Source organism: Nocardia sp. NPDC058519, assembly GCF_042719755.1.
Lineage (GTDB): Bacteria > Actinomycetota > Actinomycetes > Mycobacteriales > Mycobacteriaceae > Nocardia.
In genome coordinates, this window is the sequence record NZ_JBHXNK010000006.1 from 162092 (window position 1) to 186515 (window position 24424).

General features: G+C 66.3%; 22 protein-coding genes and 1 pseudogene. 8 read left to right on the forward strand and 15 right to left on the reverse strand.

Annotation, left to right across the window (positions count from 1 at the left end):
* Positions 1–3: 3 nt before the first annotated feature.
* From ACFWPK_RS09800 to ACFWPK_RS09820, 5 genes are all read right to left on the reverse strand, one after another.
* Positions 4–816: an esterase/lipase family protein gene (locus tag ACFWPK_RS09800; protein ID WP_378914205.1), complete on the reverse strand. Its 813-nt coding sequence runs from the start codon at positions 814–816 to the stop codon at positions 4–6.
* Between the two features lie 28 nt (positions 817–844).
* Positions 845–2389 carry a family 20 glycosylhydrolase gene (locus ACFWPK_RS09805; RefSeq protein WP_378914206.1) on the reverse strand — a complete coding sequence of 515 codons (1545 nt, stop codon included), beginning with the start codon at positions 2387–2389 and terminating at the stop codon, positions 845–847.
* Entirely contained in the window at positions 2386–3969 is a 1584-nt protein-coding gene (locus ACFWPK_RS09810) for a CocE/NonD family hydrolase (protein WP_378914207.1), read from the reverse strand. The genes ACFWPK_RS09805 and ACFWPK_RS09810 overlap by 4 nt, the downstream gene beginning before the upstream one ends.
* Positions 3970–4225: 256 nt before the next feature.
* Entirely contained in the window at positions 4226–5254 is a 1029-nt protein-coding gene (locus ACFWPK_RS09815) for a crotonase/enoyl-CoA hydratase family protein (RefSeq protein ID WP_378914208.1), read from the reverse strand.
* 159 nt (positions 5255–5413) lie between these two features.
* Complete coding sequence (locus ACFWPK_RS09820) at positions 5414–6175, reverse strand: PaaX family transcriptional regulator C-terminal domain-containing protein (protein ID WP_378914209.1); 762 nt, start codon at positions 6173–6175, stop codon at positions 5414–5416.
* A 542-nt stretch (positions 6176–6717) separates the two neighbouring features.
* On the opposite strand from ACFWPK_RS09820, the gene ACFWPK_RS09825 reads away from it, so the two are divergent.
* The gene (locus ACFWPK_RS09825) at positions 6718–6888 is read left to right on the forward strand and encodes a hypothetical protein (RefSeq protein WP_378914210.1); all 171 of its coding nucleotides are present in this window, start codon (positions 6718–6720) and stop codon (positions 6886–6888) included.
* A 214-nt stretch (positions 6889–7102) separates the two neighbouring features.
* Here the strand turns inward: ACFWPK_RS09825 and ACFWPK_RS09830 are convergent, their stop codons facing one another.
* The gene (locus ACFWPK_RS09830) at positions 7103–7318 is read right to left on the reverse strand and encodes a helix-turn-helix domain-containing protein (RefSeq protein WP_378914211.1); all 216 of its coding nucleotides are present in this window, start codon (positions 7316–7318) and stop codon (positions 7103–7105) included.
* 269 nt (positions 7319–7587) lie between these two features.
* Between ACFWPK_RS09830 and ACFWPK_RS09835 the strand changes: the two genes are divergently transcribed.
* Positions 7588–8862, forward strand: a complete 1275-nt coding sequence (locus ACFWPK_RS09835; RefSeq protein WP_378914212.1) for a hypothetical protein — start codon at positions 7588–7590, stop codon at positions 8860–8862.
* On the opposite strand, the gene ACFWPK_RS09840 is transcribed toward ACFWPK_RS09835, so the two are convergent.
* The 4 genes and pseudogenes from ACFWPK_RS09840 to ACFWPK_RS09855 form a co-directional block, all read right to left on the reverse strand.
* A complete protein-coding gene (locus tag ACFWPK_RS09840; protein WP_378914213.1) occupies positions 8859–9506 on the reverse strand; it encodes an HAD family hydrolase in 648 nt (215 codons plus the stop codon). The two genes, ACFWPK_RS09835 and ACFWPK_RS09840, sit on opposite strands and share 4 nt — an antisense overlap.
* 56 nt (positions 9507–9562) lie before the next feature.
* A pseudogene (locus ACFWPK_RS09845) lies at positions 9563–9955 on the reverse strand (YnfA family protein).
* A gap of 323 nt (positions 9956–10278) precedes the next feature.
* Positions 10279–10734 (reverse strand): MerR family transcriptional regulator, encoded by a 456-nt coding sequence (locus ACFWPK_RS09850; RefSeq protein WP_378914214.1) that lies wholly within the window; start codon positions 10732–10734, stop codon positions 10279–10281.
* Positions 10731–11075: a hypothetical protein gene (locus ACFWPK_RS09855; protein ID WP_378914215.1), complete on the reverse strand. Its 345-nt coding sequence runs from the start codon at positions 11073–11075 to the stop codon at positions 10731–10733. Before ACFWPK_RS09855 ends, ACFWPK_RS09850 begins: the two co-directional genes overlap by 4 nt.
* Before the next feature lie 98 nt (positions 11076–11173).
* Here ACFWPK_RS09855 and ACFWPK_RS09860 point away from each other — a divergent pair, with 98 nt between their 5' ends.
* Together ACFWPK_RS09860 and ACFWPK_RS09865 are read left to right on the forward strand one after the other, a co-directional pair.
* The gene (locus ACFWPK_RS09860) at positions 11174–11836 is read left to right on the forward strand and encodes a flavin reductase family protein (protein WP_378914216.1); all 663 of its coding nucleotides are present in this window, start codon (positions 11174–11176) and stop codon (positions 11834–11836) included.
* Positions 11837–11843: 7 nt separating this feature from the next.
* Positions 11844–12461 (forward strand): TetR/AcrR family transcriptional regulator, encoded by a 618-nt coding sequence (locus tag ACFWPK_RS09865; protein WP_378914217.1) that lies wholly within the window; start codon positions 11844–11846, stop codon positions 12459–12461.
* 39 nt (positions 12462–12500) lie between these two features.
* Here the strand turns inward: ACFWPK_RS09865 and ACFWPK_RS09870 are convergent, their stop codons facing one another.
* The 4 genes from ACFWPK_RS09870 to ACFWPK_RS09885 form a co-directional block, all read right to left on the reverse strand.
* Entirely contained in the window at positions 12501–14306 is a 1806-nt protein-coding gene (locus ACFWPK_RS09870) for an alkyl/aryl-sulfatase (protein ID WP_378914218.1), read from the reverse strand.
* Positions 14307–14400: 94 nt separating this feature from the next.
* The gene (locus tag ACFWPK_RS09875) at positions 14401–15057 is read right to left on the reverse strand and encodes a GAP family protein (protein ID WP_378914219.1); all 657 of its coding nucleotides are present in this window, start codon (positions 15055–15057) and stop codon (positions 14401–14403) included.
* Positions 15050–16756 (reverse strand): SulP family inorganic anion transporter, encoded by a 1707-nt coding sequence (locus tag ACFWPK_RS09880; protein WP_378914220.1) that lies wholly within the window; start codon positions 16754–16756, stop codon positions 15050–15052. The genes ACFWPK_RS09875 and ACFWPK_RS09880 overlap by 8 nt, the downstream gene beginning before the upstream one ends.
* 14 nt (positions 16757–16770) lie before the next feature.
* Complete coding sequence (locus ACFWPK_RS09885; protein WP_378914221.1) at positions 16771–17430, reverse strand: GAP family protein; 660 nt, start codon at positions 17428–17430, stop codon at positions 16771–16773.
* Positions 17431–17608: 178 nt separating this feature from the next.
* Here ACFWPK_RS09885 and ACFWPK_RS09890 point away from each other — a divergent pair, with 178 nt between their 5' ends.
* Both ACFWPK_RS09890 and ACFWPK_RS09895 read left to right on the forward strand, forming a co-directional pair.
* Entirely contained in the window at positions 17609–19513 is a 1905-nt protein-coding gene (locus ACFWPK_RS09890) for an alkyl/aryl-sulfatase (protein WP_378914222.1), read from the forward strand.
* Positions 19514–19660: 147 nt separating this feature from the next.
* A complete protein-coding gene (locus ACFWPK_RS09895; RefSeq protein WP_378914223.1) occupies positions 19661–20374 on the forward strand; it encodes a cutinase family protein in 714 nt (237 codons plus the stop codon).
* Here the strand turns inward: ACFWPK_RS09895 and ACFWPK_RS09900 are convergent.
* On the reverse strand, positions 20371–21159 hold the full coding sequence (locus ACFWPK_RS09900; protein WP_378914224.1) for an alpha/beta fold hydrolase: 789 nt from the start codon (positions 21157–21159) through the stop codon (positions 20371–20373). The two genes, ACFWPK_RS09895 and ACFWPK_RS09900, sit on opposite strands and share 4 nt — an antisense overlap.
* A gap of 165 nt (positions 21160–21324) precedes the next feature.
* On the opposite strand from ACFWPK_RS09900, the gene ACFWPK_RS09905 reads away from it, so the two are divergent.
* Together ACFWPK_RS09905 and ACFWPK_RS09910 are read left to right on the forward strand one after the other, a co-directional pair.
* Entirely contained in the window at positions 21325–23424 is a 2100-nt protein-coding gene (locus tag ACFWPK_RS09905; protein WP_378914326.1) for an acyltransferase family protein, read from the forward strand.
* Between the two features lie 69 nt (positions 23425–23493).
* Positions 23494–24405 carry an alpha/beta hydrolase family protein gene (locus tag ACFWPK_RS09910; protein ID WP_378914225.1) on the forward strand — a complete coding sequence of 304 codons (912 nt, stop codon included), beginning with the start codon at positions 23494–23496 and terminating at the stop codon, positions 24403–24405.
* Positions 24406–24424 lie beyond the last annotated feature (19 nt).

Genomic DNA, 24424 nt, shown 5'->3' on the forward strand with positions numbered 1-24424 from the left:
CAGTCAGGCCGCGGCGTCGAGCTGTTCTCGGACCCAACGGCCCGCGACCGCGTCGCGTGGCAGGTCCTTGTGTGACACCGCGACCGGAGCCAGTTCCTGCACATAGTGATTCGTCACGCCGGGTTCTTCGATGAACGACGCGGGCCCGGCCGGGGTGGCGACGGCGTCGTCACGAGTGGCCAGTACCGCGTAGCGCACACCCGGTTGGGCGATCGGCCCTGCGTCGAGCGCGGCGATGAATGCCGAGCCCGTCTCCAGGTCGGCACACGCCGCGCAGAACACCGGCAGCACGGCGGTGTCCACCAGACCGCGCAGGCCGGGGACGGTGTCGGCGGCACCGACCGCGCCGCTCAGCGTGGTGCCATGTGAGACCGGCGCGAGCATGATCGCCGAGCGTATCCGTGCCGTCTGCCTCATGTTCTTGGCCAGGTACTCGGCGATCGTGCCGCCCTGGGAATGGCCGACGATGTCCACCCGGTCGCTACCGGTGGCCGCCAGTACCCGGTCGAGGAAGTCGGAGATCTCCACCGCGGACCGGGAGACCGGCGCGACGCCGCCCAGTCCCGGCACAGCGCCTGCCACACCATAGGTGGGCGCGAACACGCAATAGCCTGCCGCGGTCAGCTGGGGAGCCAGGGTGCTCCAGGCCGTAGCGTCATCCATGGTTCCGTGCAGCAGCACCACGGGAACTGGATGCGCCCCGGTAGGCGTACAGACGGCGGTGTCTTCTGGGGTCGCCGCAGCCGGACCGGCGGCCAGTCCACACGCTGTCGCCAGCACCACAGCGGCGGTCAGACCCTGCCGGATTCGATCCACGGTCGACCCCTTGTTCTCGTTCGGATTATCATACGCTGGGCGTTCCCAACATCCGTACTCGGGCCACGAATTCGGGATAGGCGGCGCCGCCGGTGCCTGCCCACAGTTGCTGCGCCATGACCGGCAGCCGCTCCCGTACCGGCGAGACCATCTGCTCCTCGGTCATCACAGTCGGGTCGTCGCACCACACATGCAGTTTCGAGCCGAGCAACCGCTCTCGCTGGTCCTGACGGAGCCGGGTGCCATTGACGAAAAGACCTGGGTCCCAGGCGTATAGCAGGTGCGGCGGGGTGTTCATCGGGGCGGCGTAACCACCGGAGGCCCAGTAGGTCGGGGTGAACGCGGAGTTGTTGAGCAGGCGACCCTGATCGGCGAGCTGCTCGGGGCCGTTGTCGTTGCCGACCCATGGCAGGAGTCCGTTGCCCGCGGTCCAGTGCTCGACGACGATCGATTCGTCCACGGAAAGTCTTGCACCACGGGGTATTCCGTCATTCCACAGGCGCGCGGTCTTGCCGTAGGAGGCGACGATGTCGCCGGCCCCGTTCACGGTGTCGGCCACGAGGTCCTGCGGGACGGCGTCAGGTCCGAGGCGGTCGTGCGCGGCGGCGGCGAGCTGTGGGTATCGGCTGTAGTCGGTGACGTATTCGTCGCCGCCGAGGTGGAAGTACCGGCCGGGGAACAGCGGGACGAACTCGCGCAGCAGGTCCTCGATCAGCGGACGCGCCGCCGGATTCGACAGATCGATGCGGCCCTCGGCGGTGCCCGCCAGGAGGCTGTCGGTAGCAACGTCGATCGGGCTCGTGGTCGCCGGATGTAGGACGAGTTCGGGGTGCGGCGCCAGGATGGCGTTCATGTGACCCGGGAACCCGATCTCGGGTACCACCTCGATGCCGTAGGTGTCGGCGTAGGAGATGATCTCGGCCAGCTCGGCGCGGGTGTAGTGCTGCGGTGAGGTGATCTCGGGGTGACTGGTGCTCGCCAACCGGAATCCGTAGTGGTCGGACAGATGCAGGTGCAGCAGGTTCATCCGGTAGTAGGCCATCTCGCGGATGCGTTGCTTGATCCATCCGACGCTGAGGAACTTCCGTCCCACATCGAGCATCAGCCCGCGTTCGGCGAAGTCCGGCCGATCGATGACCGCACCGGCGGGCACGGTGGTCGTCTGCGAGAACCATTGCAGCAGAGTTTGTGTCGCATGCGTGGCGCCCTGGCGGGTCCGGGCGGTGACGGTCATGTTCGCGCCGATGTCGATCCGATAGGACTCGGCTTCGGCCGGACCGGAGTCCGCCACCCGCACCACGATGTCGCCGGAGGCGGCCGGACCTGCGCTGACCGCGGCGGGGCGTCCGCCGCGGGAGAGGTCAGCGGCCAGAGTGCGCGCTACGGTCGCGGCCTCGCCCGTGTCGGCCAGCACCCGGACGTGCGCGGCCAGGATGAACTCGCCTACGCCGGGGTCGAAGTGACGAACACCCGGCACCGTCGGCGGCAGTCCGACGGCTGCGTTCGCTGCCGGCGCCGGAAGCGATCCCAGTGCCAGCACCAGCAATACCAGGGCAGGCAGCGACCGTTTCACGAACTACTCACCGGGAGTTCCACGGTGGACGGCGAGACGAAGGTGACGATGCTGCCCATCGGTGTCGAGCTCTGGAAAGGCACCGGATCCTGCGAGGTAACCGTCATCGTCAGTCGGTGGCCAGGTGCCAGGTTCCAATAGGTCGGCGCGAGATCCCAGCTCATCTGCGTCGGCGCGAACGGAGTCAGCCCGTGCCTGGTCAGCGGCCAGTAGGAGACGGCTTTGCCGGTGCCGTCGGGAGCCTCGTCGTAGAGAATGCCGATCAGGGTGAGGTCGGTGCTCGCGGGAATCACGGTCAGGTCCAGCCGGGGATGCCCGGAGACGACGGCGCCCTCGGCGAAGGGCTCTGTGCGCCAGACACCGGCCAGGTCGCGGTCCACCGCGCCCAGCGGGATGGCGGGCGCCAGCCCGAGCTGCGCCAAGCTACCGGTGAGGTACGGCACCGCGGCGACCGCGATGGTCGGACCGGAAACCACGGACTGCGACCAGCTTTCGGCCGGATCGGCGCCAATGACACCGATCGACGGCGCGGACAACGCAAGCGTGCGCACTGCCTGCTGCGCGTCGGCCACCGAGTCGAAGTGCCGGTAGGGGCCGGTGTTGGCGGGCTCGATGGTGACCACAGGTTCGGCGTCGATGCCGTTGTCCGCGCCGTTGACATGGTGGTCGAGCCACCGCAGCGCCCGGTCCCAGATGGGATTGGGCAGGCCGACGATCTGGCCCGCGCCGCCACCGGTGGAGTGGTCACCGGGCTGCAGCCACAGCTTCTTCGGGCCGGTGAGCTCGTCGAACAGCGAGTACACCGGCTCCACCGGCAGCAGGCTGTCCTGCCAGTCGTGTGCGAGGAACACCGCGGTGCCGTTGGCATTGAGTTCCGGCACCGCGCGAGCCAGCAGATCACGCGAGGGCAGCGTCTTGAAGGCATCGCCGTTGCCGCGCAGGATCACGTCCAGACCACGGTCGACCAGGTCGGGGCTGAAGCGGTTGGTCGCCGCACCCGCCGCGGCCAAGGCGATCGGACCTCCGGTCTTGGGTGTGTCGTTCGGGGCCAGTGCCTGCGCCAGATCACCGGGCGGGGAATCGGCGACGAGCGCCTTGATCCGGGAATCGTGCGCCGCGGCGAGAATCGCCATCCCCGCGCCGTAGGAACCGCCGGCGATCGCGATCCGATCGGGATCGACATTCAGATGGGCGATGGCCCAGTCGATCACCGCGGAGGCATCGGCCGCGTCCTTCTCACCGAGGACATCGACCTCACCGCCGGACAGGTACATGCCGCGGGCCGTGTATTCGATCGAGATGAAGTTCTCGCCGGTGGACAGCCGGTAGGCCGAGCCGAGGCTGCCCATCGCGGGCATCCCCCAGCCCGACGGTTGCAGCACCAGCGGATTCTTGTGGGTGGCGATATCGGCGGGCGCGGTGATCACCGCGTTGAGTTGGACACCTTCGGAGCCCGGAATGAACAGCGTGGTCGCCTGCCCACCAGGGATGGGAACAGCACCCACCGGAGCGACGCCGAGCACGGTGGTACCCGCGACGACGACAGACGCGGCAAGGGCGCAGAGAATTCGTACGGTCATCGCTGTGTCACAGTCCCAGGAGGTTCGCGACCACGAGCCCGAGATTGTGCAGGAGCGAGACCGGGGACATCAGGAGGTAACCGAGGAGGGTCCCTAGGAGATCGGGTGCGGGTAGTTCGTTCATCGGGGTCCTTACTCGGTGGAGCCGTCGACGGTGTGGCCGTCATCAGAGCGATTGATGCCTCTGAGGACGACGGGCCGTCACGTTCGATCAGTACGAGGGTGAAAGCTCGGATAGCCGAGGTGGTCCGGCTGGTTACTGCGGCGCGTCCCGGTCGAACTGTGCGCGTTTGTGGTCGCCGAACGGCTCGTCGCGCTCACGGACCGCCTCCCGGAAACCCACTGTGGCAGAGCGCATTTGGAAGGCGTAGCCCTCACGGGTATGGCGGGAGATGCCATCGAAGACGGTGCTGATCATTGCCGAATTGGCCACGCCTTGCGAGTGCAACGCCGAGTTCAGCGCGAGCTTGGCCATCATGAGCTGGTTCACCGGCATTCGCGCGATGCGCTCGACCAACGCCTCGGTACGGGCGTCGAGTTCCTCGGCGGGACACGATTCGATGGCCAGGCCCCACTCCTGCGCCTGTTGACCGCTGATGCAGTCGCCGGTGAAGAGCAGCCTTTTGGCCCGCTGGTCACCGAGTCGATGGGCCCACATTCCGGCGGCCGGAATGCCCCAGGCACGCGTGGGCGGATAGCCGATCTTGGTATCGTCCGCGCAGATGATCTGGTCGCAGTAGAGCGCGATATCGGTGCCGCCCGCGACAGCGAATCCGTGCAACTTGGCGACCGTCGGCTTGTTCGCCTGCATCAGGCTGGCGAATCCGCGATTGAATCTGCTCATCATCGCGTAGTCGATCATCGGGTCCCAAGTACCCCACGGATTGTGGTTGGCCGCGTTGACGACCGGGTCGAGAACCGTTCCGGTGACTTCGTCCGGTCCCGAGCCGGTATCGAAGCCCTTCTCCGCGAACATGTCCAGGTCGTATCCGCCGCAGAAGCCCTTGCCTCGCCCCGAAACCAGAATCACGTGCACGCGCGGATCGAGGTCGGCGCGCTCCACCGCGTGGGCGAGTTCGACCGGGGTGTCCGGTGTGATCGTGTTGCCCTTCTCCGCTCGATCGAAGGTGATCCTCGCGATCCGCCCGTCACGCTCGTAGGTGAGGGTCGCGTACTCACGCTCGTAGTCCGGTGCCGGACGGTCCTGCCAGGGCGAATCGGGCACCTCCGTCCAGTTCTCGTACCACGCAGCAGGACGCTGACCCGAATGCGATTGATCGTTCACGGCATTTCCCCTTCGGCGGTATGCGGACAGTCGATTTGATCCCAGCGCCGAGCGACAGCCGCGAGTATGCGGTACTCAGGGTTCCGGCATTACCAACCTCGCACCCGCGCTAGATATTTGTCAACACCATGTTCGCGGCAGAAGTTCGGCCGACGGAGATCACCGGGACGTGGGGATGTCCCCATGCTCCGACATCAGCGGTTCGGCGAACGCCTGGAATTCGACACGGAACCGCTCGTAGATCGCTCGCAGCGGTGCACCGGGCCATGGCACCGGAAGAAGATCTTCCGGGAGCAGCGGATCATCGAGCAGATGCCGCACACTCGCCGCGGCGAGCTCGAACCGCGCAGCCATCGGCGCCTCGGGGTCGTACGCCGCGACGAGTTCGGTAGCCCTGCTCGCCCACACCGACGGCGAGAAGAGCCGCTCGGCGAGCTCGATCGAACGCTCCTCCGGCAGTGCGGTGAACAGCGCCACCCGCTCGCGCATCCGGGGCGAGAGGTCGACGTCGAGATTGTCGGGACGAGCCCAAACACCCTCGCGCAGTTCGCCGAATCGCGCGGCACGCAGCGATTCCCGCATCGCGGCACGGTCGGTGGAGTCGTCGGCGCCGACCGTGACGACAGCCAGCCGCCACTGCCCGATCCAGTGCCGCGTGCGCGGAGCGACAGCCGCGTCCTGGCGGCGCTGCCGCTCGACCAACCGGTCGGACAGTCGATAGACACCGTCGGATCGCTCGAGATCACTGCTGGCGACCATTCGCGTGAGCGCGACACGAACGGCCGATTCCTGCAGGCCGAGCTCGGCGGCGACGGCGAGGATTCCACCGACCGTCGCCTGCGGCGGGTGGGCGCCGAGCAGCGCGCTGAGGATCGCCGAACGCGCGGTCAGTTTGCGCGGACGACTCGAGGTTCGGACCATCGGCAAATACTATTTCATTACATACTTCACGCGTCTCACACAGACATGTAATGTCGAAATTGCGCGGGTCAGGGCAGCAGGTAGAGGCGCTCGTTCGGGAGTCTTGGGAGCCCGACACAGTGGCCGGAATCGACGGCGACGGTGCAGGGTCGGCGGGCGGCCATATCCTGTACGAACACGAGCGCGGCGGTCAGGCAAGCGGCGAATTCCACTCGTACACTGGCGAATTGGATGGTGAGGTGGATATCGGGTTCGTCAGGGCAGGGTGACCGGCAGCCGGGGTTCATCGGGGGTGCTGCCTCGATAGGCACGCTCGGGCGCATTCGAGAACGACCGCCCCGGATGGCCGGAACTTACTGATTGCCGGGGATATCCACGTGCGGGCGATCAGTGCGTCCGGCACCGGCGAGGGCAATGCGATATCGCCCTCACGGATCACAACCACCCGCGATCGCCATAGCTGTGCCACGACGGCGGGATCACCGATCGGGCGGATGTCGGACCTCACCAAGAACGTCCACATTCTTGCGCGGGGGTGGCCGATGATCGGCAACGGCGCGACACCACGCACATCGAGGGCGGTTTTGACCCGTTGCGCCAGCTCGGTGGGCATCATCACCGCGCCGACAAACCCTGCCTTCATCGTGATCCGCCCGGTATCGGGGTCGATCACGGTGGGCAACGAGCACGTGCCGGTAGAACTCGCAGCGTGATCGGGGAGTTTCGGCGTAGGCGGTGGCGGGTGGGCTGGGCTGGGTCATCGGAGTACCTCGGGCAACCCGGTCGCGGGGATGCGCGGCCCTGTCGCATCGACCGTTAGTGGAGTGGGTGCGTTTGTGAGCCAACCGGCTTCGCGCATCGCTTCGAGCGTTTGGGTGAGTTGGATGAGCGATGGCGGTGGCGCGGGCGTGGCGGGGGTGGGGTGGCTCATCGCGCGGCCTGCCGTTCCGTGTGACTCTGTCCGGCCGTGATCTGCCACTCCGCACGCCGGTTCCGAAATGTGTCGCCGTTGCGCCGCAACGAGTTCAGGGCGCGCACCACGCGCCAAGGCGGCACGTTCAGGTTGCGGGCGATCGTGTCGGCGGTGAGCTGCCCACCGACTGCGAGAATGGCGAGAACATCGGCTTCGATGGTGGATGTCATCGGGTCACCGATGAAGTTGGCCGCTCAGCCGTGACCACATTTGTCTGGCCTCTTGATGGGTCGGGCTCGTTCATCGTTCCTCCGTGTCATCCTTCTCAGATGTCCGTTTCGTGTGACGAGACGGGCGGCTACCGCAAGCTCAGTAGCTCTACAAGACCCACAGTGACTCAATGCAAAGGTCGAAAGAAGGACAAATAAGCGGACATAAGACGGCCACATGCGACATGCTCCCTCGTCAAATGTCCCGATAGCGGACTACTCTCGCGGGCATGGCAAACAATGGGAATGCGGCTCTTCGCGCGGCCCGTCAGGCGCTGGGATATCGATCCCAAGCGGCTTTGGCTGATGCGTTGACTGACGCCGCGCGCGCGATCGGACTCCGCATCGAGGTAGCCGCACGGACCGTACGGCGCTGGGAGTCGACCGATCCGCCCTGGCCGCATCCAGAACATGCCGCAGCCCTGGAAGCGCTGTTCAAACGCCCCATTACCGAACTCGGGTTCGCACCTCCCTGGCCGAACGGCTCGGAAGGGCAAGCTTCTAGAGAAGTGTTGGGCACCAACGGGATTCAGAAAACAGGTCGGTACCGGCGCGTCGTGGGTGGAGTGGAACTGCCAGCGACGGTCGCGAAGAACTTTGTGGCGATCACGGTTGCTCATCGCGGGATGTACTGGTCACTGCCAGCAAAGCAACTGCACCGATCCGTCTCTTATCACGCTCGGATGGGGTCCGATCTCATCCCGCAGATCGATGTTCGGGCCACGGTCCCCTTGGCAAAAGCAGTCTCTGAATCAGCGCTGCTGGCGGGCCGTCTCGAGTTCTTCGATCTTCAGCAGCCCGACGAAGCCCAGACAAGTTTCGTCCTCGCGCTACAGGCGGCCCACGAAGCAGCAGACGCCCTGCTCGGCTGCGCCGTCCTCGCGCACATGGCCTTCATTCCTGCGTTCTCCGGCGAAGCGAAAAGGGCAGAGGAAGCGAGAGAGCGGGTACGGGCGGCTCGGGCATTTGCACGGCGCGGCAACGGAAACCACGAACTGACGGCCTGGCTCGATGCTGTCGAGGCCGAAGTCGAGACGCGGTTCGGCAAAACACGACAGGCTCTGAGCCTCATCCGGCACGCCGAACAGGCGTACGCCCTGCACGATCCGCAGGAGCGACCGTCGCCGCAGTGGCTGGACTGGTTTTCCCCGACCCGGCTCGCGGGTTTCAAGGCCAACACCTTGATTTCCGCGGGGGACGGTCGTGAGGCCCTGGCGACCCTGCGGCAAGTCCTCGACGAACTCCCCGCGGAATCGGTGAAACAACGGTCGGTCTACCTTGCCGATGCTGCGGCTGCGTGTGTGTTGGAGAAGCTTCCTGAGCAAGCTTGTGGCTTCCTCGAGGATGCGTTGGACGGGATCGGCGAGCACTGGTACGCAACGACTTTGGATCGGATCAAGGTGGTTCGGCAGGACCTGCGTAAGTGGGACTCGATACCTGAGGTGCGGGCGTTGGATGAGCGGTTGTATGACTGGCATACAACCGTCAACTCACTCTCTGGCTAGCGCTCGGACTTCACGATGTCGGGGAGTTCGGACAGGCTGAGGATTCGCCAGTCCGAGAGCTCCTTCACGTCCTGCCGATCTTTGTGAATCCATCCCCACGGTCCGCGCTGGATGTAGGCGGTTCGCATCCCGACCTTCGTGGCCGGGGTGATGTCGTTGTCGATGCGGTCACCGACGTAGATGATCTGTTCTGCCGGGCATCCGGCGGCCTCGACAACCTTGTCGAAGAACGCGACATCGGGCTTTGCCACACCCCAGTCATCGGAGGTCGCGATGAAGTCGGTCGGCAGATCGAGCCCACGCAGCAGGCCGCCCGCGCGTACGGTCTGGTTCCCGACGATGCCTACCCAAGTACCCATCTCGCGGAGGGCCGACAGGGCTGGACGCACATCCGGGTAGAGATCGTCCTCGCCGAACCATTCCGGCTTGCCTGCCTCCGCGCGAGCTTGGCGCTGCTGATCGAGATCGAACCCCGGCTTGAACACCTGGAACGTCTCTCGGTAGTCCAGCCCTTGGGCGATCACGGCGCCGAACACGGAGACGAATGTGTGGCGCGGTACGCCCAACCAGTCAGCCCAGGTTCCGTACTCCCGCGTCTCGTCTACAAGGGTCTCGCCGACATCGAACACAACAGCCTGGATCACCACACAACTCCTACTCCAACCGCCCTATGGCGCGGTGCCGATCTTGCCGCGTCAGTCTAGGGCGCACACGACGGACGGGTTGTTCCCCAGCTGCGCTCACCACCTCCCCTGAGAAGTTGGTCAAGCGGGGCGTACATGATGATCGTGACACCGATCAGGCAGATCGCCGCGCCGATCACCTCCCACCGGTCGGGGCGGAACCCGTCCAAGGCCATTCCCACAGCAGTGATCCGGCGACGAATACTCCGCCGTAGGCAGCGAGGATGCGTCCGAAGTTGGCGTCGGGCTGCAACGTCGCGACGAACCCGTAGATGCCAAGGGCGATCACACCGGCACCGATCCAGACCCAGCCGCGATGTTCACGCACTCCTTGCCAGACCAGCCAAGCCCCCGCCGATCTCGGCGATAGCGGCCAGGACGAACAGCAGGATCGAGCGCACCACGGTCATGGGCATAGCCTAAAAGTCCAGTTCACGGTGTCGTGACTGTGGTTGCGCACCCGCACCCTGAGCCCGCACACGACGCCGCCGCCTCATCGCCGATACCTGCCGTGCATCCGCCGCGAGGTGCCCGTTTATGGGACCAGATCAACCCGACCACACCTATCCCGATCAGCGCGAAGCCGAGCGGCTCGAACCACGACACGCTGACCAGCACGGTTCCGCCCCCGAGGACTCCGGCCGCGATCAGGATCGGGGCTACACAACACCCCACGCACAGCAGCGCTCCCGCGCCGATCGGTGCCCACCAGCGCCGCGTCTTGATGCTCGATTCAGCAGCCACAGCCGCTACCCCCACTGGTCAAGTTGTGGATGCCCTCGCCGAAAGGAACTGGGCAGGTGGGTATTTCACTGCACGCGAGCAGGTCGTCACAGCCCGCCGCAAGTGCGGCGCGTAGCGTGTCGCGCACTTCGGCCAGTTCGGCGAGTTTCGCGTCGACCTCGGCCAACTTCTGGGCGGCGCGGGCCTGCAACCCGGCATCGGTGCGACGCCGTTTGCCGAACCGGGTCGCTGACAGCAATTCGGCGACTTCGTCAAGGGTGAATCCGAGCCGCTGGGCGGCCTTGATCACCCGCAACACGGTTACGGCTTGCTCGGAGTACAGGCGATGCCCACCCAGGGAGCGGTTCGGCTCGGCCAACAACCCGCGACGTTCGTAGTAGCGCAGGGTCTGCGCGTTCACACCGGCAGCCGCAGCGAGCTCGCTGGTGCGTATTCCGGCTGTCATCGCCGGGCCCCGTTCGCGGCTTCGACGCGGGCGGCGAACGCGTCGAGCACTTCGACATAGGCCGCGGGGACCCCGACCTGCATCACCAAATCGGCGTCGGTGGTGTCGAAGTCGAAGGTAAAGAATGAGCAGCAGTTCGATTCCCGGGACGCGAGGTCGCGGCCGACAGTTTCGGCATCGGTGTCCAGGAATAGGTCCAGCCGTGTCGGAGCGGGCCGGGTCGTGTTGTGTACCGACTCGGCGAAGAACCGGTCGAACTCGGCGACCCGGATCGGTTGTTCCACGGTGGGCAGGGTGCACGCATCCGGCACCCAGTCGCCCTGAGCTGGTGAGATCGTCATGAATCCACGGTAAGCCTGTACCTAGGTACAGGATGCAAGTCGCACGGTAGTGCATCAACTACCAGTCGACTTCGTAGCCGGTGTCAGGTTCCCAACCGATGAATTCGAACTCGTCGGCGAGTGGTGTCGGACTCGGACCTGTCTGCATGTGCGTCGCCGAGCGCATCGCGGGCGGGATCGGCATCACCCCGATCCTGCCGATGCTCGCCCTGCTCGACCGGGTGCGGATGCCCTGGTCGATGGTCTATTGCGGCCGTAGCCGCGACTCGATGGCATTCCTGGACGAGCTCGCGCCCTACGGGAACAGGGTGACCCTGCACTGCGACGACGAAGCCGGGCTCGCCGACCCCGCGACGCTACTCGGCGACCTGACCGGCGCACCTGCCGTCTACACCTGCGGTCCGCCGCCGATGATCGAGGCACTCCGAGGCGCATTGCTGCATCGGCCGGAGGTGGAATTCCACTACGAGCGGTTCTCCGCCGCGCCCGTTGTCGACGGCGCCGAGTTCGAGATCCGGCTGGCCGGAACCGGCGAGACCCTCACTGTCGGGGCAGCGCAGACGGCGCTCGCGGCCATTCTCACTGCCAGACCGGATGCCACGTTTTCCTGTCAGCAGGGCTTCTGCCGCTCGTGCGCGGTCCGGGTTCTCGACGGCGCCCCGGAACACAGGTCGACCGCGTTGAGCCCCCAGGAACTGGAAGCGGGATACTTCCTTCCATGCGTGTCACGAGCCGAAGGCTGTCTTACCGTCGATCTGTAGCTCGACGATGAGTCGGCAACATACGCCCGCGGGGCGCAGACCGCAGAACGAGAACGGGCTGGCAACCCACCAGCGCATCGTGGAGGCGGCGCTCGACGTGCTCGCCACCCGTGGCTGGCGCAACGCGAGCGTCGCCGAGGTAGCCGAGCGCGCCGGGGTGACCCGGGGCGCGGTCCAGCATCACTTCAAGGATCGTGACGGGCTGTTCACCGCCTCGGTGCAGCACATCATGGAGATGCGGGTCGCGGAGATCGAGTCGCTGCAGCACGCCGACCACAACGCGGCCGAAGACACCCGCACGATCGTCCGCCAGATCGTGGAGCTGCACCAGGGCGCGACGTTCAAAGCCGCGTTGCAGCTGTGCATCGCCGCCTCCGACGACCCCACGCTCGGGCCTCGCGTCGCGGCCATGGAACTCGAGGTCGGCGCACGCGGCTTCTGGTCGCTCATCGAACTGTTGCGCCTCGACGGCAACAACCGCACGGTGCGCACCACAGTGCAGGCGTTCCTCGACACCGCGCGTGGGCTCGGGCTCGCGGGCCTGCTCAACGACGACTCCCGCCGCCGCTTGCAGGTGGCGGACCGGTGGGCCGAGATGCTCGACGAACTGCGCACTCGTCAGTGACGCCGCGAGTTCCTGGAAGACCTCGCACCGGCCGTGGGCTCAGGGCGTGACGATGGCGAAGTTCGGATCAGGGGCATCGAGCAAGCCGAAGAGCCGATCGAGAACCTTGGGGTCTCCGGTGTAGTCGATGCCGGCGAGTCCCTTGCCCGCGAGGATGCCGAGTAGTTGCGGCTTGGTGAGGTTCACGGTGAGGTCGATGTCGGCCTTCGACCGCGGGTTGGGTGTTTGGATCAGGACGCCGTTGGACAGCGTCAGGCGCACGATGGTGTCCTGGTCGGTGAAGTGCCATTCGATGCGGAACGAATCCTTCGCCGCGCGTGGCCCGTTCACCCGGATCGCGACCGTGTCGAACAACTGATCCACCGACAGCGCCGCCGCCATCCCACCGCCGACGTCCAACGTGGTCGGTTGGACCCCGTGGCGCAATTCGTGGTCGCCGGTCAGATAGACGCAGCGCCACGTGGCGTTCTCCGCGCCGAATCCGAGCTTCTGATAGGTCTGGGCCAGCGCATCCTCGGCCGCCTTGTTGCCCGGCTCGGCGAAGACCGCGTGGGTGAGTAGCTCGGCGGCGAAGCGCAAGTCGCCGGACGCGGCGTAGGCACGACCCTTCTCGATCACCGCATCGATACCGCCGATCGTCTCGACATAGCGCACCGCCTTCTCCTCGCGCGGATGCTCCCAGAGCGAGCTCGGATTGCCGTCGTACCAGCCGAGATAGCGCTGGTAGATCGCCTTCACGTTGTGGCTCACCGACCCGTAGTACCCGCGGGCGCTCCACGCGTCGGCCAGATTCGGCGACAACTCGATGGTTTCGGCGATCTCGGCCCCGTTGAGCCCCTCGTTCATCATCCTCAGGGTCTGATCGTGCAGGTACATGTACAGGTCGCGCTGCACCGACATGAACTCCACGATGTTGTCGACACCCCAGGTGGGCCAATGGTGGGAGGCGAACGCGACATCGGCGTCGATGGCGAACATCTCGATCGCCTCGTTGATGTAGTGCGACCAGATCCGCGGATCACGGACCTGCGCGCCACGCAAGGTCACCAGGTTGTGCAGATTGTGGGTCGCGTTTTCGGCGAGACACAGGGCGCGGTGGCGGGGGAAATAGAAGTTCATCTCCGCGGGCGCCTCGGTACCGGGTGTCATCTGGAAAACGATCGGGACCCCGTCGACGGTCTCCTGCTGGCCGCTGTGGGTGATGTCGACAGTGGGCGGGATCAGGCCGAGGGTGCCGTGCGAGGTCTGGATGCCCAACCCTGTGCTGCACTGGCCCTCGGGTCCCGGTGTCATCCCGACGCCGTACATATAGGTGCCGCGCCGGGTCATCGCCACGCCCGCGTAGACGTTCTCCGAGACCGCCTCCGCCATGAAGCCTTCCGGCGCGAGGATCGGCACATCGCCACGCCCATCGGGCAGGACACCGTCCACGCCGCCGAAGTGGTCGCCGTGGGAATGGGTGTAGATGACACCGGTGACGGGCCGATCACCGCGCTCCTCGCGATACAGCTTCAACCCGGCCGCCGCGCACTCGGCCGAGATGAGCGGGTCGATCACGATGATGCCCGTGTCGCCCTCGACGATCGTCATATTGGAGATATCGAAGCCACGGATCTGATAGATGCCGTCGACCACCTTGTACAGACCGTTTTTCACACACAACTGGGCTTGGCGGAACAGGCTCGGATTGACCGTCTCCGGGCACGGCCCGTCGAGATACCCGTAACCACTGGTATCGAAGATGACCGTGCCGTCGGCCTTGGCGATCCGCATCGGCGTCAGGGTCTTGATGAACCCGCGATCGGCGTTCTCGAAATCGGTGCGATCGTCGTAGTCCAATGCCATCGAAATCAGCTCCTCGGTTCGGTGCGGCGGTCTCCCTGACATGGTCGGCGCGTTCAGGTCACTGCGCCTCACCCGTAGCGGGTGAATCGCGGCGTCAGGTCAGATTGGCGATGCCACGGATCGTGAACAGCGCGCCGAAGGCGAGCAGTACGCCGATCGTCATCGCGCGGTTGTTGCGCAACATCCACTGCTTGGCACTTTCCAGACCGGACTTGGCGCGCTCCCCCAGCGCCAGGAAAATGCCGATCGGCACCAGGAAATCGAGCATCGCCGCCAGCAGGAGCAGCAGCGTACCGACCAACGCGGCGCCGACGGTGGTCTGGGAGCTGGCGATCACGCTCATGCCCGACATCATGATGAACAGATTCGGGTTGACGACAGCGAGCACCAAACCGGCCACGAATGCCTTTCGCGGACCGGCGGATTCGAGTTCGGTCAGGAGTTTCGGTGCGGGCGCGCCCGGAGCCGGACGGTGCAGGACGACCCGAGCGGCCGCCGCCAGGAACACCAGGCCGACCACCAGACCCGCCCAGTGCGAGACCGTCTTCGACGTCGAGCCGGGGTCGGAGGCGCCACCGAGCAGCGCGGCGACAGCGATCTGGGTGTAGACGAGCAAGAAGGCTCCACCGAAGGTGAGCGCGTTCGCGATGGGGCGCCGCGATTGCAGCAGCAGCACGCATCCGGCGATCGCGGCAGGTGTGACGACGAGCCCGATCATCTCGGGGAGCAGCAGCACAAGCAGTTCACCCATCGGTGCTCCTCGGTGTATGTGACTGCGGGGGTAATTCGGCGGCCGCGGCGGCGACCGTCGGGTAGATCCCGATCGGGGTGTCGCCCGCCTCGGCCGAACCGAGGGCTTCGCCGAACTGGGCTACCGAGCGGGCGATGCGAAAATCGATGCGCTTGTGGGACAGGGCATTTCGCAGGTCGAGCAACATCTCCGCGGCGGTGACGTCGAGCGCGGGCGAGGTCTCGGCGTCGAGCACCACCAGGCGGGTCGAGTCCGTGCACAGCTGCTCGATCCGGGTCTTCACGTAGTCGGCGTTGGCGAAGAACAAGCCTGCTTCGACGCGGACCACCAGCAGGTCAGGACGCGAGACCAAATCGGGGTGGCGGGCCGTATCCACCCAGAGGGAGCCCTGTTTCGCGAGTGCGGCCACATGCGGCTCGGAGCTGCGGTAGACCAGCAGCAGTATCGAGACGCCGATGCCGATCAGCAGGCCGGGCAGGGTGTCGAACAGCAACACACCGAACATCGCGGCCATCGCGGCGAGGAAGTCGGCGCGGGCGGCGTGGCCGTAGATGCTGCCGAGCAGCTGGTTCCACACCCGATAGAGGCGGCGCAGGGCGGCGATGTCGACGAGTTCGATGACCGCGGCGATCACCACCGCGGCCAGCGTCGCCTCGGGCAGCTTCTCGAACAGCCCCGTCAGGAACAGCAGGGTGAGCACGGTCAGCACGGCGACGACGAGTCCACTGACCTGGGTCTTCGCGCCCGCACCGCCATTGACCGCGGTCTTGGACAGGCTGCCGTTGACCACCATGCCCGAGCCGAGGCCGGCACCGAGGTTGGCCGCGCCGAGCCCGAGCAGCTCCCGGTTGGGGTCGATGGTGTAGCCCGCTTTGGCCGCATAGGTTTTCGCCGCCCCGAGCCCTTCCGCGAAACCGATCAGCAAGACACCGATCGCGGGGCCGAGCAGGTCGAGGTAGTCGTCGAATCCCACACCGGACGGCAGACCGACCGAGGGCAGACCCGCATCGATGTGGCCGACGATATCGACGCCCTTGTCGTCGAGCCCGAACAGCTGCACCGCGACGATGCCGAGGAGCACGGCCAGCAGCGAGCCGGGCACGAGTGGCAGCCAGCGCTTCAGGCCGAGGACGACCGCGAGACCGAGCAGACCGATCAGCAGTGTGCGCCACTGGGTGTCGCCGAGATCGCGGATCACGCCCCAGGCTTGTTCGAAGAAGTTGCCGTCGTGTTTGTGCACCCCGAACAGCTTGGGCACCTGGCCGATGATGATCGTCAAGGCCAGTCCGACGATGAAGCCCTTCAAGACCGGTTCGGAGATGAACGAGGCGATGAAACCCAGGCGGATCAGCCCGGCCAGCAGGCCGACGATGCCGGTCGCGATGGCCAGCGCTGTCGACATGGCCAGGTAGCGTCCGCTGTCGGCGCCTGCCATCGGGGTGATGATCGCGGCCGAGAGCGCGGCGGTCGCCGACATCGGGCCGACGATGAGGTGCCGCGAACTGCCCGCCAGCGCGTAGAGGACGAGCGCGGGTATTGCCGCGTACAACCCGACGACCGGCGGCACACCGGCGATCGAGGCATAGGCCAGCGCTTCGGGCACCAGGACCGCCCACACGGTGAGGCCCGCGATCACATCGGGCCGCAGCCACGCGCGCTGATAGCCGTGCAGCGATTCGAAGACCGGAAGTGTTCTCACGACGAGCCCTTCTGTCAGAGTCCGCCGATGCCCTTGCCGACCACGACCGCGCCCATCACCAGCAGCACGATCGCCATCACCGCGTGGTTGTTCGCTTGCAGCCACTGTCTGGCGCTGTCGAGAGTGGGCCGCAGTTTGTCGGCGGCCAGCGCGTACCCGAGCACCACGGCGAGCACGGTGACCGAGGCGATCAGCGTGAACACCACGATCGCGACGATGTCACCGCCCGCGCTGAGCCCACCGGAACCGATCGCCACACCCGCGGACACACACAGCAACAGGTTCTTCGGATTCACCCCGGACAGCAACGCGCCCAGACCCGCCGCCTTGACCACCGTGAGCGTGTCGATGGCCTGCATCCAGGCGGGCACCGCAGTGTCCGACCGCGACTGCCACTGCTTGACCGCCAGCAGCACCAGCAGAGCGCCCAACACGATCTTGATCCAGGACACCACCGCCGAAGGCTCCTTCGCCGCCGAGTCGCCCAGCGACCCGGCGAGCAGCGTCACCACGACGGTCACGACCAGGATCCCGGCGACCCAGCCCACCGCGAACCCCTTCGCCGCACCGCCGGCGTTCTTCGACAAGATCATGAGGATGGCCGCGACGATGGGGATCGGCGAGATCGCCACACCCACCGCCAGCGGAAGCAGATCACCGATGACTGAGCCCATGCGCTCACGCTAAGGAGGGCGAACAGCACCGCGCGTCACACGTTGTGGGTGAAATCGGCCCACTCACACCATCGGCACCAGCGCCGAAGGAGTTCACCCGCGACGGGCGATGTATGCCGGTACGGCGCGGTGGATCGTCGAGTCGACGATCCACCGACCACGACAGGAGCGCCCGCCCATGTGCCAGAAGCCGAAGCAGGCCAGCGACGCGACAACCGAGATCAATCACGCCGCCACCCAGCTCTACGACATGGACAACCGCGCCGATTTCACCGACGCGCAGCGCGGACTCATCGCCCCGCTACCCGGACCGGTGTACGCCGACAGCGACAGCGAGAAGGTGGTGTTCGATCCCACCGAGTTCGACTACCTGCGCGGTGACCCGCCCGTCCCCGACACGGTGAACCCGAGTCTGTGGCGCCAGTCGCAACTGATCAGCGTCGGTGGATTGTTCGAGGTCGCCAAAGGCATTTACCAGGCCAGGAACAACGACATCGCGAATCTGACGGTGATCGAGGGCGAGGACGGCATCGTCGTCATCGACTGCATGGCCGGTGTCGAGTCCGCGCGGCAAGGCATGGAACTGATCCGCGAGCACGTCACCGACAAACCGGTGGCCGCGGTGATCTATACCCACACCCATATCGACCACTACGGCGGAGTGAAGGGCGTGGTGTCGGCCGAGGACGTGGCCTCCGGCAAGGTGCCGATCATCGCGCCGGGACTGCAGTTCGACAAGTACGCGATCGGCGAGAACGTGGTCGCCGGAAATGCCATGGCTCGCCGCAGTTTCTACGCGTTCGGGTCGATGCTGCCGCCCGGCCCACAGGGTTTCGTCACGTGCGGTATCGGGCTCGCCGCGACACAGGGACCGCAGGTGTCCTACATCTCGCCGACCGACCTCATCACCGAAACCGGTACCCGTCGGGAAATCGCCGGTGTCGAATTCGAGTTCCTCTACGCCCCCGACACCGAGGCGCCCGAGGAGATGCACATCTGGATCCCACAGCTCAAGGCTCTGACCTGTGCGGAGAACGCGAATCACAGCCTGCACAACATCCAGACCCTGCGCGGCGCCCGCACCCGCGACGCCCGCAACTTCGCCCGCTATCTCGACGAAACCCTGGAACGGTGGGGCGACGAGGCCGAGGTGCACTACGGTCCGCACACCTGGCCTGTATGGGGCAACGACAACATCACCGGATTCCTCGAATCTCAGCGCGACACCTACAAATACATTCACGATCAGGCGCTGCGCCTGGCCAACAAGGGCTACACCCCGCTCGAAGCGGCCGAGGTGATCGAGCTGCCGGACGAACTCGGCCGCAACTGGGCCAATCGCGGCTACCACGGCACCCTGCATCACGATGTCCGCGCGGTGTACACCAAGGAGCTGGGCATGTGGGATGGCGACCCGGTCTCGCTGCATCCGCATCCGCCGGTCGAGGCCGCGAAACGGTTCGTCGAATTCGCCGGTGCCGACAATATTCTCGCCGAAGGCAGGCGCGCGATCGATGCCGCCGACTACCGGTGGGCCGCCGATATCCTGCACAAGCTGGTCTTCGCTCAGCCAGATAACCAGCAAGCCAAAGACTTACAAGCCGACGCCTACGAGCAGATGGGCTACCAGGCCGAAGGACCACAGTGGCGCGGCATCTTCCTGTCGGCGGCGCTCGAACTGCGCGAAGGCGCCCAGCCGCCCCCGTACATCACCGCCAGCCAGGACAGCATCCTGGCCATGCCGATCGATATCCTCTTCGACTTCGTCTCGGTCCACATCATCGGAGACAAGGCCGCCGACGTCGACTTGCGCATCGACCTGGACTTCACCGATCACGACGAGCAGTGGACGATGTGGATCCGGCGCGGAGTACTCAATGCCCGTCGTGGCAAGTCCGGAAACGCGGACGTGACCGTGTCCGGGCCCAAACCGTTCATCGTCTCGACGTTGCTGAAACCGGGGTCGGCGAACGCGCTGGCCAAGGACGGCAAGATCGAGCTCGACGGCGATGTCGGTGTCCTCGACACCTACGGCTCGTTGCTCGACGAGTTCGATCCGGCTTTCCCGATCGTCACACCCTGACCGACTACCGAGCTCTGCTCTGACGCTGTGGCGAATGGCGGGGACGGGCAATAGCACCGTGGTCGCCGGTGCGGCGGCCGACACACTGTTGCCCGTCCTTCGGAGATTCGGCGTCGAGCCCATCGGCTAGCGCAATACAGTGGCTGAATGCGTGGACGAAATCGAATCCTGCTGCAGGCGACCGCGACAGCCGCCGCGGCACTGGCGCTGCCCGCCGTCCAGACTGCGGCCGCCGACCCGCTCACCCACTCCGACGGCTGCGCGGAGGTCCGGGTCGTCACCGTTCGGGGCACCCTCGAACCGCAGTCCGGCAGTCTGCTGCTCACTCCGCTGGGCGAGCGGATCGCCCAGGAATCCGGCGCCCGCACCACGGTGACCGAACTCGAATATCCGGCCTCGATGAGCCCGGACAGCGCCGTCCGCGGTGTCGCGAGTCTGACCGCGCTGCTGAACGCGACCGCCGCCGCTTGCCCTGACCAGCGGCTCGTGCTGCTCGGCTACTCGCAAGGCGCGCGCGTTATCGGCAACACCCTCGCCGCGCCGACCACGTTGACCGAGCAGGCGGCCGCGCGTATCGGCGCCATCGCGCTGTTCGGCAGCCCGGTGTTCAACGGCGCGGAACCCTACAACCGTGGCACCTTCGATCCCGCCCTGTCTGGCACCGGTCCGCTGCGCGTCGGCGCGCTATCGGAATTCGCCGACCGCCTGCGCGATTACTGCCATGCCGGTGACCGCGTCTGCCAGGGCGGCGACCCGGCAGACGGGTTCAGAAATGCGCTGACCTACAGCCATATCGCGTACTTCTTCAACGACAGTCGTGACGACGCCGCGGCATTCGTAGGCGAACAGCTCGGCCGCTAGCCGCGAACGCTCGGTGTTTCGGGTAGCGCGCCGGTCGTCGCCAGAATCGTCTCGGCGACCAGTTTCGGATCGTCGATCATCGGGACGTGGCCGACGCCGGGCAGGATCTCGAAACGGGCCTGCGGTAGGCGATTTTGGGCGATGCGGCCGTTGATCGCCGGCGGCAGGATCGCGTCCCTGCCCGACCAGGCCAGGGTGATCGGACACGGCACCTGAGGTATCGGGGCGATCTGCTCGTCGGTGCCGAGCAGGTCTTCGGTGACCGCGCATTCGATGAGGTCCGTGGCCGCTGACAGTGCTCGGTCCGGTGTCAAACGGTCCGCGCGACAAGCGATATCGCGCATCGAGAGCCGCCGGACCCATGCCGATCGCAATGCCAGCGGTTGGACCCGGTGGGTCCGCCGGACGAGGGCACCCATGCGGCGCAGTTTCCTGACGGCGTCGGTCTGCCCATAGCCACCGGCATCCCAGAATCCGGCGGGTGAGAGCGCGCATACGCTCAATGCCCGGCCACGCAGGGCGAGTTCGATGGCCATCCAGCCGCCGAGTGAGTTCCCCGCGAGATGGGCTTTGTCGATACCCCGCTCGTCCAGCATTCGCTCGGCCGCGTCGACGACATCGCGCACGCGGACCGGACGCTGCCGCACCTCGGGCCCGCCCCGATGCCCGAGCGCGGTCGGGGCGATCACCTCGTGGTGCTCGGTCAGATGCGGGACGACGTCGTCCCATGCCGCCGCCGACATGGTGACGCCATGGAACAGGACAACGGATGACCGACCGGACATGAGTGGATGTTACTCACCGTTACCGGCGCCGACGACGAATGGACCTGATCGATCCGACCGTGATAGGAGAGTTGTCATGTCGTCGTCATCGTCCGTTCTCCGGGATTCCGGCTCGCCAATACCTCAGCGGCGCATGCCAAGGTGGAGTTCGGGGCTGTGACCGGTGTGAACGCCGATTCGACGCAGACACACCTCACCACCGCCACAGAAACCGGACGTGGGTCGCAGTACCGCGTCGATCTGGACGGCTTGCGGGGGCTCGCGATCGCGTTGGTCGTGGTCTTTCACGTGTGGTTCGGTCGTGTTTCCGGCGGTGTGGACGTCTTCCTGGTGCTTTCGGGGTTCTTCTTCACGGGCTTGCTGCTGCGCCGGGCGGAGTCCCCGGAACCGTTCTGGGCGTGGTCGGTGTTGCGCCGCACCGCACGTCGCCTCGTCCCCGCCATGGCAGTTGTCCTGGCTGCTGTCGTCGCCGCGACGCTGCTGCTACTGCCCTACACGCAATGGTCGACTGCGGCAGCGCAGGTGCTGTCGTCGCTGTTCTACTACCAGAACTGGCAACTCGCCCTGACCTGGTCGGACTACCTGGCCGCCGATCCTTCGGTGAGCCCGCTGCAACACCTGTGGTCGATGTCGGTACAGGGGCAGTTCTATCTGGCCGCACTGCTCGCGGTCGTTGTTACGACATGGTTGTGCGCTCGGCTCGCACGACCGGATCGGATTCGCCCGGCCATCGGCGGAGTCGTGGTCGCGGTGTCGGTCGCCTCGTTCTTCTACGCCTCCAATGGCACCGCGACGAATCAGGGATGGAACTACTACGACAGCTTCGCTCGCGGGTGGGAGTTGCTGATCGGCGCCGGGCTCGCCGTGGTCGCACCGTCTTTGGTGCCGTGGCGGCAACTGCGCGTCGCGCTCTCGGTGTTCGGTGTGCTCGGTGTGGTGCTGTGTGGGTGGCTCATCATCGACGGCGCCAACCGGTTCCCCGGGCCCGCTGCCCTGCTCCCGGTCTGCGCGACAGCGGCTGTCATCCTTTCGGCGACGCACCTGCGGTTCGACGACTGGCCGCTGCCGAACCGGCTACTGGCTCATCCGGCCATGCGGTGGCTCGGCGATATCGCCTATCCCCTGTACCTGTGGCATTGGCCCATCCTGATCTTCTTTCTCACCGAACGCGGAAACACCCACGCCGGGCTGGTGGGCGGCACCGCGGTGATCGGGCTGTCGGTTGTGCTGGCCTGGTTGACGCACCGGTGGATCGAAGAGCCACTGCGGCAACGCACTACGGGCGTCGGCAGCGACGATCTCGAGAACACACGATCTCGTCACCTGGCCGCGTCCGCGGTCGTGGTGTTGCTGGTCGCGATCATTACCGTCACCGCCGGTTGGCAATTCGCTGTTGTCCGCGTCAACCCACCGGTCGCGGTCGGCGAGCTCGACCCGGCGAAGTACCCGGGTGCGGAGGCGTTGGCCTCCGGCGTCGAGACGCCGGAGGAGCCGATGCGACCCTCCGTCTTCGCAGCACCCACCGAAGTCCCCCCGCCCACCGCGGACGGGTGTATCGCGGACTGGGACACCCGCGACATCGTCACCTGCACCTACGGCGACCCGGATGCCGATCGAACACTGGCACTGGTCGGTAGCTCCCATGCCGAGCACTGGCTGCCCGCGCTCCAGGTGCTCGCCGCCGAAAACCCGTTCCGCATCCAGGTGTATCTGAAGATGGGCTGCCCGCTCACCCTCGCCGAGGACGCCACGTACAAGGGCGAGCCCATCCCGGATTGCCGGGACTGGTCGGCCGAGGTGATCGATCGCCTCGATGCCGACCGCCCCGACTGGGTGTTCACCACCGGTACCCGTCCCCGCGACGAGGGTGGCGACGAGACTCCCGCCGACTATCTCGACGTATGGGCAGCGCTATCGGACCGCGGTCTCAGCGTGATCGCCATCCGTGACACTCCGTGGCTGCGCCGCGGAACCGTCCGATACAAGGCCACCGACTGCCTGGCGGGTGGCGGGAACCGCATCAGCTGCGGCATGCGCCGCGAAGACGCGCTCGACCCGATCAACCCGGGACTGGCACCGGCCTCCGCGTTTCCCAGCGTCTTCCCGATCGACGTGACGGACGCGGTCTGCGAACCCACGCTGTGCGCGGTGGCGGAGGGCAACATCCTGATCTATCACGACGAACACCACCTCACCTCGAGCTACTCCCGGTCCCTGGCCGGACCACTCGGGCGGGAGCTGCAGCCGATCCTCGGGTGGTGGTAAGCCAGCCGTCCGCGCACGGCCGGGGGCGGTACGGTGCAGGTCGAGACGCGATCGAGAGGAGGTCCGCCGGTGGCACGTGGCGGAAAACGTCGCTTCGTCGCTCTCGTCGTGGTCGCGTTGTTCACCCTCTGCCTCGGGTATCGCGCCGCAGTGCTGTCCGAACCGGCCGAGACGATCGCCGTGGAGACCGCGGCGATTCCACCCACCCCGATGCGGATCACCTACGGGAATTCACCGGAGACTTTCGGCGACCTCTATCTGCCACCGACTTCGAATACCCGTCTGCCCGTGGTGGTTTTGATCCACGGCGGCGGATGGGCGCAGAACCGGACCCTCGCGCAGTTCGATGCCCATGCCCGGGCACTGGCAGGCGAGGGCGTCGCGGTGTGGAACATCGAATATCGCCGGGTGAACGGTGGCGGTGGCTGGCCGGTCACGCTCACCGATGTCGCCGCCGCCGTCGACGCGCTGGCCGAGATCGTCGCACCACGCCTCGGAAACCTGCTCGATCTACAGCGGCTGCATCTCGCCGGGCACTCGGCAGGCGGTCACCTCGCCGCTTGGGCCGCCGGACACAGATCGGCCGAACCACCGAGGCATCCCGCTGTTCGCATCCGCAGCCTCACCCTCATGGCGGCCGTACTCGATGTGGAACTGGCTGTCACCGAAGGCGGTGACCAGTTCGTGCCCCAACTCCTCGGCGGTACACCCGCGCAGGTGCCCGGCAGATACCGCGACGCCTCCCCCATCCATCACCTCCCACCGAGCGACACCCGCATCACCGCACTACACGGCGAGAACGACAGAGTCGTGGCACCGCTGCAGAGCCATCGCTACGTCGACGTCGTGACGCGCGCGGGCGGCATCGCCGAGGTACAGATCCTGCGCGGTACCGGGCACGGTGAATTCGCCGACGCCGCGTCCGCCGCCTGGGATACAGCGCGCCGCGCCATCATCAGCTACGTCGGCACCCTCAGCTGACGTTCGACGGTGTCCGCGC

What these genes read in the sequence shown, in the direction of transcription:
- ACFWPK_RS09810 (WP_378914207.1), bottom strand. Translation starts at nt 3,969, where the DNA reads ATGACCGTACGAATTCTCTGCGCCCTTGCCGCGTCTGTCGTCGTCGCG.
- ACFWPK_RS09820 (WP_378914209.1), bottom strand. Translation starts at nt 6,175, where the DNA reads ATGGTCCGAACCTCGAGTCGTCCGCGCAAACTGACCGCGCGTTCGGCG.
- ACFWPK_RS09825 (WP_378914210.1), top strand. Translation starts at nt 6,718, where the DNA reads ATGATCGGCAACGGCGCGACACCACGCACATCGAGGGCGGTTTTGACC.
- ACFWPK_RS09830 (WP_378914211.1), bottom strand. Translation starts at nt 7,318, where the DNA reads ATGACATCCACCATCGAAGCCGATGTTCTCGCCATTCTCGCAGTCGGT.
- ACFWPK_RS09835 (WP_378914212.1), top strand. Translation starts at nt 7,588, where the DNA reads ATGGCAAACAATGGGAATGCGGCTCTTCGCGCGGCCCGTCAGGCGCTG.
- ACFWPK_RS09850 (WP_378914214.1), bottom strand. Translation starts at nt 10,734, where the DNA reads ATGACAGCCGGAATACGCACCAGCGAGCTCGCTGCGGCTGCCGGTGTG.
- ACFWPK_RS09855 (WP_378914215.1), bottom strand. Translation starts at nt 11,075, where the DNA reads ATGACGATCTCACCAGCTCAGGGCGACTGGGTGCCGGATGCGTGCACC.
- ACFWPK_RS09860 (WP_378914216.1), top strand. Translation starts at nt 11,174, where the DNA reads ATGAATTCGAACTCGTCGGCGAGTGGTGTCGGACTCGGACCTGTCTGC.
- ACFWPK_RS09865 (WP_378914217.1), top strand. Translation starts at nt 11,844, where the DNA reads ATGAGTCGGCAACATACGCCCGCGGGGCGCAGACCGCAGAACGAGAAC.
- ACFWPK_RS09870 (WP_378914218.1), bottom strand. Translation starts at nt 14,306, where the DNA reads ATGGCATTGGACTACGACGATCGCACCGATTTCGAGAACGCCGATCGC.
- ACFWPK_RS09875 (WP_378914219.1), bottom strand. Translation starts at nt 15,057, where the DNA reads ATGGGTGAACTGCTTGTGCTGCTGCTCCCCGAGATGATCGGGCTCGTC.
- ACFWPK_RS09885 (WP_378914221.1), bottom strand. Translation starts at nt 17,430, where the DNA reads ATGGGCTCAGTCATCGGTGATCTGCTTCCGCTGGCGGTGGGTGTGGCG.
- ACFWPK_RS09890 (WP_378914222.1), top strand. Translation starts at nt 17,609, where the DNA reads ATGTGCCAGAAGCCGAAGCAGGCCAGCGACGCGACAACCGAGATCAAT.
- ACFWPK_RS09895 (WP_378914223.1), top strand. Translation starts at nt 19,661, where the DNA reads ATGCGTGGACGAAATCGAATCCTGCTGCAGGCGACCGCGACAGCCGCC.
- ACFWPK_RS09900 (WP_378914224.1), bottom strand. Translation starts at nt 21,159, where the DNA reads ATGTCCGGTCGGTCATCCGTTGTCCTGTTCCATGGCGTCACCATGTCG.